The following is an 11464-nucleotide window of genomic DNA, read 5'->3' as shown; positions in this document are numbered from 1 at the left end:
CGTCAGCGCAGTACGTCGGGTCGCGCGAGTTCGGCGAGCCGGGTGTAGGAGTCGAGCATCTCGGCGCGGTCGTAGGTGCTCATGGTGATCAGCAGCTCGTCGGCGCCCGTTCGGTCCACGAGCGCGGCGAGCTGACCCGCGACGTCGTCGGCGGTGCCGTGGATCTGCCCGCGCAGTGCCTCCTCGAGGTACTGCTGTTCGCGACCGGCCGGCCGCGGGATGTCCTCGACGGCGCGCAGCGGCGGGAACACGCCCTGCGTGCGCGAGTGGACCAGCGACCACGCCTCCGGCAACAGCAGGTCGCGGGCGCGTTCGCGCGTGTCGGCGACGGCGACCGCACTGGACACCACCACGTACGGCCGCGGCCACCACGTGGACGGCCGGAACCGTTCGCGGTAGCGCGCGATGCGCTCGGCGACCTTGCCGATCCCGCCGAGTGGGGCGATGACGAGCGCGAGTCCCAGCTCGGCGGCCAGGTCGGCGCCGGAGGACGTCGCCAGCACGAACGCGGGCACACGTAACCCCTCGGCCGGAATGCCGTGCACACCGGGATGCGCGTCCTGCTCGCCGGTGAAGTAGCCGAGCAGTTCGCGCACCTGGTCGCCGAACCGGGTGGCGTCCTCCTTGCCCCGGCCCAGCGCCGCGCGGACGCCGCCGGTGAACCCCACCGACCGGCCCAGCCCCATGTCGATCCGGCCGGGATACAGCGATTCGAGCGTGCCGAACTGCTCGGCGACCACGATCGGCTGGTGGTTGGGCAGCATCACCCCGCCCGTGCCGACCCGGATGCGCGACGTCCGCGCCGCGATGGCGGCGGCCAGCACGGTCGGCGCGGACCCGGCGACCCCGGGCACGCTGTGGTGCTCCGACACCCAGAACCGGTGGTAGCCCAGCGCCTCCGCCTGGCGGGCGAATCGCACGGTGTCGCGCACGGCGGCGGCAGGCTCCTGGCCGACCCGCGTGCTGGAGCGGTCCAGGACCGACAACGGGACCCTCAGCGGTGACGTGCTCACGTCAGGTGCAACGCCGCGACCGCGCCCGTCATGCCACGCCGGGGCGCTCCACCAACCGGCGGCCGAACGAACGCCATGCCCGCAGCGTCAGCACCGCCATCGCCACCGCCGAGCACCAGAACGGCGCCGTGATGCCGAACGTCGCGGCCAGCGGTCCGCCCACCAGGCTGCCCAGCGCCGCGCCACCCGCACTGAACAGCAGGTGAACGCTGTTGACGCGGCCACGCAACGGCTCCGGCACCACCCGCTGGCGCCAGGTGGTCGAGACGATGCCCCATATCGAACTATGCAGCCCGAACACCACGAGCGTCGCCGCCGCGAGCCACGGCACCGTCACCGTGGCGAGCGCCACATGCGTCGCCGTCTCCACCACCAGGCCAGTGCGCAGCAACACCGAATCGGTGAACCGGGCCCGCAACGGACCCACCGCCGCCGCGCCGAGCAGTCCGCCCGCGGCCATCGCCGCCAGTAGCAGCCCGTAGCCGACGTCGGCCAGGCCCAGCCGCTCCCGCGCGTACAGCACCAGCACCGCGAACGCCGCCAGCAGCGTCACGTTCATCAGGCCCAGCGTCACCGCCAGCGTCCGCAGCACCCGGTGTACCCACATCCAGTGCAGGCCTTCCCGGACCTCCGTCCACAGCGGACGCCGTTGGGCAGCAGCGGGCAGCGTCCGTGGCAACGTCCCGAGCACCACGGCAGCCAGGGCGAACGCCGCCGCGTTGACGCCGAACGGAAGCCCGGCACCCACCGCGAACAGGGCCGCGCCGAGCGGCGGACCCACGAACTGGTCCACTCCGAGGTGGACAACGGTCAGCCGGGCGTTCGCGGCGGGCAGCGCCTCGGCATCGACCAGGCTCGGCAGCACGGCGCTCGCGGCGTTGTCGGCGAGCGTTTCCGCCGTACCCAGCAGGAAGAACGCCACATAGACGAGGCCGACCGGCACGACGCCCGAGAAGATCGACACCGTCAGGCCGCCGACGACGAGCCCGCGCAGCAGGTTCACCACCACGAGCAGGCGCCGCCGGTCGAGCCGATCCACGTAAACGCCGCTGATGAGCGAGAACAGCAACCACGGCAGCTGCTGTGCGAACACCGCGCCGCCGACGAGCACCGGGTCGTCGGTGAGCGAGGCGACCAGCAGGGGCGCGGCCGCGAGCGCGAGACCGTCGGCGACGTTGGTGAACAACGACGCCGTCCAGAGCCGGGCGAACCCGCCGCCGAGTCGCGGCCGGTCGCCGCTGCGCACCCCCACGCTCGCCGACGCTAATCAGCGCCGTTCCGGCGGGGCAACGGAATTCGCTCAGCCCGCCTGCTTGCCGATGGCCTCCGCCAGCCCGAGCACGCGCTTGGCGTTGTCGACATGGAGGTTCTCGATCATCCGTCCGTCCACGGTGACCACGCCGCGGCCTTCCCGGCGAGCCTGGTCGAAGGCGTCGATGACCTTGCGCGCGTGCGCGATCTCCTCCTCCGACGGCGCGAAGACGCGGTTGCACGGCTCGATCTGGCTCGGGTGGATCAGCGTCTTGCCGTCGAAGCCGTACTGCCTGCCCTGCAGGCATTCCGCCTCGAAGCCCTCGGTGTCCTTCACGTCGTTGTAGACGCCGTCCAGGATCACCTTGCCGGTCGCGCGCGCGGCCAGCAGGCACATCGACAGCCCGCCGAGCAGCGGGCCGCGGCCGGGCACGAACTCAGCGTGCAGCTCCTTGGCGAGGTCGTTGGTGCCCATCACGAGTACGGTGAGCCGCTCGCTGGCCGCCGCGATCTCCTCCGCGTGCAGCATCGCGACCGGTGTCTCGACCATCGCCCAGATCTTCGTGTGCTCCGGCGCACCGCCGAGCTCCAGCGCGCGCTCGATGTTGTGCACGTCGCGGGCGGAATTCACCTTCGGCACCACAACGGCGGCCGGGCCGGCTTGTGCCGCGGCCCGCAGGTCGGCGTCGTGCCACTCGGTGTCCAGTCCATTGACGCGGATGGTCACCTCGCGCGAGCCGTACTCGCCGGATGCCGCCGCGGCGCACACACGGTCCCGCGCGGCTTCCTTGGCATCCGGCGCGACGGCGTCCTCCAGGTCGAGGATCAGCGCGTCGGCGGGCAGCGTTTTCGCCTTCTCGAGCGCGCGCTCGTTCGCGCCCGGCATGTAGAGAACGGAACGGCGCGGTCTCACGCGAGTGCCTCCTTCTTAGCTGCGTCGCAGGCGTTGCGGAGTGGTCCTGCTGCCGGGTCGGAGAAGTGGACCGTCCGCGACGGCAGGGCCGGGATCCGCCGGACCGGTTCCGGAGCCCCCACGGCGAGGGGCGCGAAGAAGTCCTTCGGGGAACGCATCTTCTCCTCCAGCGCCGGCGGCCGATACCGGCAGACCCTATCCCGCGATACCGGGAACCGCTGCGGTACACATCACCTCTCACCGACGTGAACAACTGGTCACTGCCCGGCTACGCGGAGTTGAAGGTCCTCGGCGAAGGCGGGTTCGGCCGCGTCGTGCTCGCGCGCACCGACTCGACCGGAGTGCCGGTCGCGATCAAATACCTGTTCGAGCGGCACCTCGCGGATCCGGTACGCCTCACCGAGTTCCGCCGGGAGGCGGCCGTGCTGCACCGCGTGGTCAGCCCGTATGTCGCGCGGCTGTACGACTTCGTGGAGACGCCCTCGGGTGCGGCGATCGTCATGGAGGCCGTGCCCGGCGTGAGCCTGAGGTCGGTGCTGGCCGCGGACGGGATGCTCGAGCCGGAGGCCGCGCTGGCCGTGCTGAAGGGATCCCTGCTGGGTCTCGCCGCTGCGCACGTCGCCGGAATCGTGCACCGCGACTACAAACCGGACAACGTGCTCGTGGGTCCGGGCCGGGAGAGCAAGCTCGTCGACTTCGGTCTGGCCGTGCTGGCCGGCCAGGTGGGCGCACCGGCCGGAACGCCCGCGTACATGGCGCCCGAGCAGTGGGCGGGACAGCCCGCCACCGAAGCCACGGACGTCTACGCGGCCACCTGTGTGTTCTTCCAGTGCGTCACCGGGCGCAGGCCGTTCGCGGGCCGGACCACCGACGAGCTGCGCGCCCAGCACCAGTACGCGCCCGCGCCGCTGGCGGCGGCGCCGGACACCGTGCGCGCGCTGATCGCCCGCGGCATGGCGAAGCATCCGGCGCAACGACCCGAGACGGCGAGTGCGTTCGTCACCGAGCTGGAGGCCGCGGCGCGCCGGGGCTACGGCCCGGACTGGGAGCAGCGGGGCCGGGACAGGCTCGCGGCGCGGGCGGCGGTGTTGTTCGCCGCGTCGCCGATCGCGGTGCTGGCCGCCGCCGGTGTGACAACAGGTGGAACCGTGGGCACGGCAAGCACGGCAAGCACGGCCGCGGCCGTGGGCAAGGGCGTGTGGGCGGTGGTCGGCTCGAAGGTGATCGCGGGCGCGATCGGCGCCGCCGTCGTGGTCGGCTCGGTGACCACCGCGGTGGTGCTCGGCAATCGAGCCGACATCGCCGAGGGCGGCGGTTCTCCGCACGACGAACGGCCGTCGATCGAGCAGGTGGCGTTGTCGTCCTCGGTCGAGACCCGCACCGAGTCGTTCGGCACCTTCCGGCTGGACGCCCGCTACGCGCGGATCAGCGGACACACCGACCGCGGCGTGCAGGACCGGGTCAACGCGATGCTCATGGCGCCCGTCGACGAGTGGGTGGAGTTCACCAGGCAGATCGTGTCCGGCCCCGAGCCGAACGGTGAGTTGCCCGCGACGTGGGTGGACGCCGAAATCCTGCACCAGGACGCCAATGTCATCTCGGTGGCCTACGAGCGGGCGATCCAGTCCGTGCAGGCGGGAAACCGCGCCGGCTACAACGTCAGGATCGTCTCGATCGACCTCACCACCGGTGAGCCGCTCGACGCCGCGCACGCGTTCGCCGACGCGGCCCGCGATCCGGTTGCCGCCGCCGAACTGGAGCGGCGCATCCTGGCCCGCGTGCCGGGCGGGTACTACTGTCCGGACGCCGTCCTCGGCACGCAGGCACCGATGCGGCCAGAACACCTCGCCGAGCCGCACACGTTCGGCGAGAACCCTGCGGTGCAGGTCGGCTACCTGCCCGACGGTGTGCGGTTCACGATCTTCGCGCCCGCGTTCGGTTACGCGAACGTGTGCGGGTACCAGGACGTCACGGTGCCGTATGCGGAGGTCGCGGACCTGATGACGGACCAGGCGGCTCGCGCTGTCATCGGTGGGCCGAGGCCGACCCGGTAGTCGTGATCCGGTGGCCCGGTGACCGGCCCGGCGGCCCGGTGACATCGGCGAAACCGCCGGTTAGCCACGCATCACCCGTCCGGCGGCACCGCCGGGCCGAAGTTGATCAACCGCCTACCGACCGATCACCGACCGCTGGGCGCCGCCGATCGCAGCTACCCTTCCCGGCCGCAGACTCCGGCCCCGTTCCGCTGCAACCTTGGTCGAGGCGCCTCCGCGGGTGGCGCCCGCACGCAGGAAGCAGCAAAGGGAGGCGGATTCGTGGCGGTTACACCTGGGCAGACCGCGGTGACGGGCGGCTCGAACGGGACCCGGTCGATTCCCAGTCGCCTCGTCGCGCCGATCGAATTGCCGGCTGACGCCGACGACCTGGCCGTCGGCGCGGTCACCCGGCTCGGCTGGAACGGCGTGCTGCTCCCGCAGCTGACGTTGCTCGGCCGACGGGTGTACGTGGTGGCCAGGCTGCGGCCGGAGGTGCACGCCGAGCGGATCGCGCTGGGCCTCGAACCGGTCACCGACCGCGCGCAGGTGTCGACGTGGACGTGGCCGGAGCTGGCCGAGACGGCACCGGCCGCCGCGGCCGAGGTCGTCGGGGTGCTCGCCGTCGCCCGCCACTGGCGGACCGGCCTTGCCGCGACGGTGCCGTTCGCGCGCTACGGCGACGCCGCGGTGGTGCTGCCGCGTTCGGCGACCCTGAGCCACGACTACGTCGACAACGGCTTGCCGCGCACGCGCGCCTACGGCATCGCGGTCGTGGCCGCCGACGAGCACGCGAACGTGGAGCTGGACGTCGAGGGCCACCATGAGCGTCTTCTGCTCGGCGACGACGCGGTGTCGCGGTGGGTCAACGAGGTCGTCTACGAGCAGCTGCTCGCGCAGGAGACGCCGGCCGGAGCACGCTGAGCCGCCGGTCCCGGGCGGCGACGCCGCGCGTCCGGCCGTACTCTCGAAGCATGCGAGTTGTGATTGCCGGTGGGCACGGAAAGATCGCGTTGCGGCTGGAGGAACAGCTCGCCGCGAACGGCGACGAGAGCGTCGGCATCATCCGCAACGCGGATCAGGCCACTGATCTACGGGACGTGAGTGCCGAGCCGGCCGTGCTCGATCTCGAGAACGCCACCGTGGACGAGGTCACCGCGGTGCTGTCGGGAGCGGATGCGGCCGTGTTCGCCGCGGGCGCGGGACCGGGCAGCGGTGTGGCACGCAAGGAAACCGTGGACCGGGCGGCGGCCGTGCTCTTCGCCGATGCCGCCGAGCGGGCAGGCGTGCGCCGGTTCGTGCAGATCAGCTCCATGGGCGCCGGTGGGCCGATCGACGAGCAGGCCGTCGGCGAGGTGTTCGCGGCCTACCTGCGGGCGAAGGCCGCCGCGGAGGAGGATCTCCGCAAACGGGACCTGGACTGGACCATCCTGCGGCCGGGCCGGCTGACCGACGACCCCGGCACCGGACTGGTCCACCTCGCAGAGTCGGTACCGCGCGCGGACGTCCCGCGCGCCGACGTGGCCGCCGTGATCGTGCAGCTGCTCGCCGACGACGTGACGGCGGGCAAGACCCTCGAGCTGGTCTCCGGCAACACGCCGATCGACGAAGCCGTCAGTCGCTTGTGATCGTTCCGAGGACCCGGTCGATGTAGCCGTTGGTGAACACGCCGCCCGGGTCCACTTCGGACCGTACGCGCAGGAAGTCGGCGAAGCGCGGGTACCGCTCCCGGAGAGTGGCGGCGTCGAGGTCGTGCAGCTTGCCCCAGTGCGGTCGTCCGCCCACCGACCCCGCGATCGAGGCGAATGCCCGGAAGTACTCGCGATACGGCATGCCGACGTATTGGTGGATCGCGACGTAGGCCGTGTCGCGCCCGTACGCGGTGGAGAGCCAGATGTCGTCGGCCGCGGCCACCCGCACCTCGGCGGGGAAGGCGACGGGATCGCGCAGTGTCGGCACCAGTGCGCGGAGTTCCTTCAGCACGTCCGTCACCGACTCGCGGGGCACCGCCCATTCCGACTCGACGAATCGGACCGACCGGCGCGTCGCGAACACCCGGTGCGAGCTGTCGCTGTAGGCGCGAGTCGACAGTGCCGCCGACGACACCTTGCCGAGCGTGGGTACCAGAGGTGGCATCGCGCGGCCCGCGCGGCAGAGCGCGCCGAAGGCGGCGTTCTCCATCAGCGTGTAGTCGACGAACCGGCGTGCCGTCGACAGCGGTTTCGCTTGCGTGCCACGGGGTTGCCGGTTGTTGCGCTTGACCAGGGCGTTGCGGCCGTAGGGAAACCAGTAGAACTCGAAGTGGTCGTTGCCCGCGGCGTAGTCGTCGAAGGCGTCGAGCACCTGCTCCAGCGGTTCAGGGCCTTCGTGCGCGGAGAGCACAAAGGACGGTTCGCAGCGCAGGGTAACTGTGGTGATGATCCCGAGCGCGCCGAGGCCGACGCGCGCCGCCGCGAAGAGGTCCGGCCGGGTGGCCGCCGAGCACGTGACGATGGATCCGTCCGCGAGCACCATCTCCAGCGCCTCGACCTGCGTTGCCAGGCCGCCGAAGCGCGCACCCGTGCCGTGGGTGCCGGTGGAGATCGCACCCGCGACGGTCTGGGCGTCGATGTCGCCGAGGTTCGTCATCGCGAGGCCGAGTCCGTCGAGTGCGGCGTTCAGCTGACGCAGCGTCGTGCCCGAGCGCACGGTCACCAGTCCGGTGCCGGGGTCGGCCGACACGATGCCGGCCCAGTGCGAGAGGTCGAGGGAGATCGAGTCGGTGACGGCGATGGCGGTGAACGAGTGCCCGCTGCCACGAGCGCGGACGCGTCGTCCGTGAGCGGCGGCGTCCCGCACGATGCCGGCGATCTCGGAGGTGCTGCGCGGCCGGTGGACGCGCAGCGGACGTGCGGTTGCGGTGCCCGCCCAGTTGGTCCACGTGGTCACGAGCGGTCTCCTCGGTGTCGCTTATCGGTCCTGCGCTGCGGCGTCGGCTGAGGTCGGGGGACCGCGTCGCCGGGCGGTCTATCTCGCCACAATAAGGTGAATGACATTCGCGTTTCAAGCGTTTCTGCCGTACCGTAACGGGTGTGACCTCCGGGAACGCCACGGCGTACGACCTCGCGACCAAGGGCCTCGACGCTCCGTTGGCGATCGTCGACCTGCAGGCGTTCGACGCCAACGCCGACGACCTCGTGCGCCGCGCGGCCGGCAAGCCCATTCGCGTGGCGAGCAAGTCGGTTCGTTGCCGTGCGCTGCTGGACCGGGTACTCGCGCGGCCCGGCTTCGCGGGTCTGCTGTGCTACTCGCTGTCCGAGGCGCTGTGGCTGTTCGGCCAGGGCGTGAGCGACGAGCTGGTCGTGGCCTATCCCAGCGTCGACCACGCTGCCCTGCGCAGGCTCGCCGCCGACGACGCCGCGCGCGCGGCCATCACGATCATGGTCGACTCCACCGAGCACCTCGACGTCGTCGATGCCGCACTCGGCCGGCACCATCCCGAGCTGCGGGTGGCGCTGGAGCTCGACGCGTCGTGGCGCCCGCTGCCGGGCGTGCACGTCGGCACGCGGCGTTCGCCCGTGTTCACACCGCGCCAGGCGGGTGCGCTCGCGCGGGCGATCGTGGCGCGGCCTGGCTTCCGGCTGACGGGGATGATGGCGTACGAGGGCCAGATCGCCGGCCTGCCCGATGGCGCACCGGGTGTGCGGGGCCGCCTCATCCGGTGGATGCAGCGTCGGTCGGCCGCCGAGCTCGCCGGACGCCGGGCGGATGCCGTGGCCGCGGTCCGGGCCGTGGCGGACCTGGAGTTCGTCAACGGCGGTGGTACCGGCAGCCTCGAGACGACCGCGGCGGATCGCGCGGTCACCGAGGTCGCCGCGGGCTCCGGATTGCTCGGTCCGGGCCTGTTCACCGGCTACTCCCGGTTCGACCCGCTGCCTGCCGCGCTGTTCGCGTTGCCAGTGGTCCGCAAGCCCGCCCGCGACATCGCGACCGTGTTCGCGGGCGGCTACGTCGCGTCCGGGCCTGCCGACCGGTCGCGGTTGCCGATTCCGCACCTGCCCGCGGGGCTGATGTTGCTCGGCGTGGAAGGTGCGGGTGAGGTGCAGACGCCGGTGGTCGGTGCGCCCGCGCGGCAGCTGCGGCTGGGCGACAAGGTGTGGTTCCGCCATGCCAAGGCGGGCGAGCTCGCGGAACACTTCGCCACCTACCACCTCGTCTCCGACGGCCACATCGAGCACACGGCGCCGACGTATCGCGGCGAGGGACAGGCGTTCGGCTGAGCCCCACCGCGGTTGTCCACAGGCGGCAAAGGCTTGTGGACAACCATCGGGTTCACTCCCCGAACCGGCTCGCCAGATACCCTTTGATCAGGGCCTTGGTCTCCCTGACAACCTCGGGATCGCCCTGTGGATCATTGCGGAACGCGAAGTTGAGCAGCCCGTCCGCCGCCTCGACGGCCACCGATATCGGCAGTGTGAGCTCCTCGCGCGGCCGGTCGACGTGCTTGGCGACGAGGTTGGTCAGAGCGTCGGTGATCACCCCGTTGTTGGTCCGCCGCTCGTCGAGCAGCCGGACGTCCACGACGTCACCGAAATGCACCTTGGAGAAGCCGGGCACCTCGCGGTGCATCTGCAGGTAGATGTCGAGCAGCGAGTCCACCACATCCCACCAGCTCTGGTGGTCGACGCCGCCGAGCCGCTCGCTGACTGCCGCCACGAACCGGTCCAGGTTGCGTTGGGTCAGTGCCTGCACGACGGCCCGCTTGTCGGGGAAGAACTGGTACAGCGACCCGACGGCCACGCCGGCCCGCTTGGCGATGAGGGTGGTGGTGAGCGCGTCGTAGCCGACCTCGTCCAGAAGCTCTGCGCTGGCATCCAGCATCCGCTCGACCCGTTTGGCGCTGCGTTGCTGTACCGGCTGGCGGCGAAGCGGCGTCGGCTCAGGGTGGTTCTCGGACACGTCGTGCTCCCTCGCTGTGCAGGTCAGCGACTTTATCCTGTCGCGAACCCGATTCACCGTCGAGTGAACACCTGCGACGGTTCACCAGTGAGGGGGAACCGCGGGCCGGTGCCGGTCGGGGGAGGGGGAGTGCAACGGCACCGGCCCGCGGAAATCGGGGCCTAGCTGCGGGCGGGGATACCACAGCTGCAATGTGAAGTTGTTATTGACGGCGCGCCACCGGCCAACCTAACTACGGATTACCGGTTTCGCCAGGGGTCGAAGCACGGTTTTCCCGATTAATCAGGTTGGAGGCCGGCAGCCGACTCGTCTCGCTCGGGGGTACGGACGAGCCGGCCGCCGGCCGTGGCGGGGGAACCCGCCGTCTGTGGGGCCGTTACCGGGCGGGGAATCCGGCAATGGCGTGCCGGGCGATCGGCGGCGACGTCGTCGAGTGCCTGCCCGGACCTTGGTGCGGCACCGGCTGGGTTTCAGCCGGGGAGGGGACCGCGGAAGTCTGCTGGGCGCCGAGCTTGCGGCTCCGGCGCCGGGTGTGCTGCTGCGGCGCCAGGCCGCCGGCCACCAGGTGTTCGTGTGCCACCTGCCACACCGAGCACGGCGCCTTGCACCGATGCCACCTGGTGGAGCAGGTGGGGCAGTCGCCGCGCTCGTCGGGCTCGTGCGACCGCAACATGGCGCGCCAGCCTTCGGTCAGCCGGGGCAGCTCGGAGCGTGCCACCGAGACCAGCGACGGCTCGTCGGCGCGGTCCGCGAGGTCGGAGAGCATGTCGAGGCGTTCCCACACCGCTTTACGGAGTACCTGCCCGAGGATCTGGTCCACCTGGACGTCACCGTGTCCTTTCCGCCAGCTTGGCGGCCTCGCCCAGCGCGGCCCTGAGCTGGCCGAGCTGGGTGGCCGTCAGCCGCGCCGTCTCGCCGGGAGGGCCGACCAGCACCACTTCCCCGTTGTCCACGAACACCGTCACGCACCGCTCGCGGCTGATCAGGTCGCCGCACTGCACGCGCCACACGACCTGGCCACCCTCGTAGCGGCGGACGTCGGCCGCGCGCGGGTCGGCAACCGACGCCGGCAGCGAGGGTGCACCGGCCACCGAGGGCACCGGCGACAGACGCTGACGTGCTTTCTCGCCGATCGAGCCGGGGCGTGCCGGCGCCGTGGCGGTGGCGGCACCACGGGCCGCACGTCCAGCCGTGGCCGAGTGCACGAACTCCACGTCGTCTCCGCTCTCCCGGCGGCTGCGCGGTGAGGCCCAGCCGGCTCTGGTCTTCCGGTCGCTCTCCGTGATTGCTGTCGGTGTTCGTCCGACCACGGAGAT

Annotated in this window: 12 protein-coding genes; 4 read left to right on the top strand and 8 right to left on the bottom strand. The window is 71.6% G+C overall.

Annotated features, from left to right (window positions below; all coding sequences use genetic code 11):
• Positions 1-2: 2 nt before the first annotated feature.
• From ACFSZT_RS03320 to ACFSZT_RS03305, 4 genes are read right to left on the bottom strand one after another with little or no spacing between them, the layout of a single operon-like run.
• The gene (locus tag ACFSZT_RS03320) at positions 3-1013 is read right to left on the bottom strand and encodes an LLM class flavin-dependent oxidoreductase (RefSeq protein WP_377395273.1); all 1011 of its coding nucleotides are present in this window, start codon (positions 1011-1013) and stop codon (positions 3-5) included.
• A gap of 28 nt (positions 1014-1041) precedes the next feature.
• Positions 1042-2265, bottom strand: a complete 1224-nt coding sequence (locus ACFSZT_RS03315) for an MFS transporter (protein WP_377395270.1) — start codon at positions 2263-2265, stop codon at positions 1042-1044.
• A 48-nt stretch (positions 2266-2313) separates the two neighbouring features.
• The gene (locus tag ACFSZT_RS03310; protein ID WP_377395267.1) at positions 2314-3177 is read right to left on the bottom strand and encodes an HpcH/HpaI aldolase/citrate lyase family protein; all 864 of its coding nucleotides are present in this window, start codon (positions 3175-3177) and stop codon (positions 2314-2316) included.
• Entirely contained in the window at positions 3174-3335 is a 162-nt protein-coding gene (locus ACFSZT_RS03305) for a hypothetical protein (RefSeq protein ID WP_377395264.1), read from the bottom strand. The genes ACFSZT_RS03310 and ACFSZT_RS03305 overlap by 4 nt, the downstream gene beginning before the upstream one ends.
• A gap of 87 nt (positions 3336-3422) precedes the next feature.
• Here ACFSZT_RS03305 and ACFSZT_RS03300 point away from each other — a divergent pair, with 87 nt between their 5' ends.
• The 3 genes from ACFSZT_RS03300 to ACFSZT_RS03290 all read left to right on the top strand — a co-directional run bounded on the left by ACFSZT_RS03300 (position 3423) and on the right by ACFSZT_RS03290 (position 6838).
• The gene (locus ACFSZT_RS03300) at positions 3423-5231 is read left to right on the top strand and encodes a serine/threonine-protein kinase (protein WP_377395261.1); all 1809 of its coding nucleotides are present in this window, start codon (positions 3423-3425) and stop codon (positions 5229-5231) included.
• Positions 5232-5492: 261 nt separating this feature from the next.
• Positions 5493-6134 carry a hypothetical protein gene (locus ACFSZT_RS03295; protein ID WP_377395258.1) on the top strand — a complete coding sequence of 214 codons (642 nt, stop codon included), beginning with the start codon at positions 5493-5495 and terminating at the stop codon, positions 6132-6134.
• 50 nt (positions 6135-6184) lie between these two features.
• Positions 6185-6838 carry an NAD(P)H-binding protein gene (locus tag ACFSZT_RS03290; protein WP_377395255.1) on the top strand — a complete coding sequence of 218 codons (654 nt, stop codon included), beginning with the start codon at positions 6185-6187 and terminating at the stop codon, positions 6836-6838.
• Here ACFSZT_RS03290 and ACFSZT_RS03285 read toward each other — a convergent pair.
• Positions 6825-8138, bottom strand: coding sequence for a D-arabinono-1,4-lactone oxidase (locus ACFSZT_RS03285; protein ID WP_377395252.1), 1314 nt, complete (start codon positions 8136-8138; stop codon positions 6825-6827). The two genes, ACFSZT_RS03290 and ACFSZT_RS03285, sit on opposite strands and share 14 nt — an antisense overlap.
• 143 nt (positions 8139-8281) lie before the next feature.
• Here ACFSZT_RS03285 and ACFSZT_RS03280 point away from each other — a divergent pair, with 143 nt between their 5' ends.
• A complete protein-coding gene (locus ACFSZT_RS03280) occupies positions 8282-9469 on the top strand; it encodes an alanine racemase (RefSeq protein ID WP_377395249.1) in 1188 nt (395 codons plus the stop codon).
• A gap of 52 nt (positions 9470-9521) precedes the next feature.
• Here ACFSZT_RS03280 and ACFSZT_RS03275 read toward each other — a convergent pair whose 3' ends face one another.
• The 3 genes from ACFSZT_RS03275 to ACFSZT_RS03265 form a co-directional block, all read right to left on the bottom strand.
• The gene (locus ACFSZT_RS03275) at positions 9522-10148 is read right to left on the bottom strand and encodes a TetR/AcrR family transcriptional regulator (RefSeq protein WP_377395247.1); all 627 of its coding nucleotides are present in this window, start codon (positions 10146-10148) and stop codon (positions 9522-9524) included.
• A 376-nt stretch (positions 10149-10524) separates the two neighbouring features.
• The gene (locus ACFSZT_RS03270; RefSeq protein ID WP_377395244.1) at positions 10525-10968 is read right to left on the bottom strand and encodes a hypothetical protein; all 444 of its coding nucleotides are present in this window, start codon (positions 10966-10968) and stop codon (positions 10525-10527) included.
• A gap of 7 nt (positions 10969-10975) precedes the next feature.
• A complete protein-coding gene (locus ACFSZT_RS03265; protein WP_377395241.1) occupies positions 10976-11362 on the bottom strand; it encodes a hypothetical protein in 387 nt (128 codons plus the stop codon).
• Between the last annotated feature and the right edge of the window lie 102 nt (positions 11363-11464).

Origin of the sequence: Prauserella oleivorans (genome assembly GCF_042685745.1) — a bacterium.
In the GTDB taxonomy this organism is placed as follows: Bacteria; Actinomycetota; Actinomycetes; order Mycobacteriales; family Pseudonocardiaceae; genus Prauserella_A; species Prauserella_A oleivorans.
This window is presented reverse-complemented; position numbering and strand designations above follow the sequence as displayed.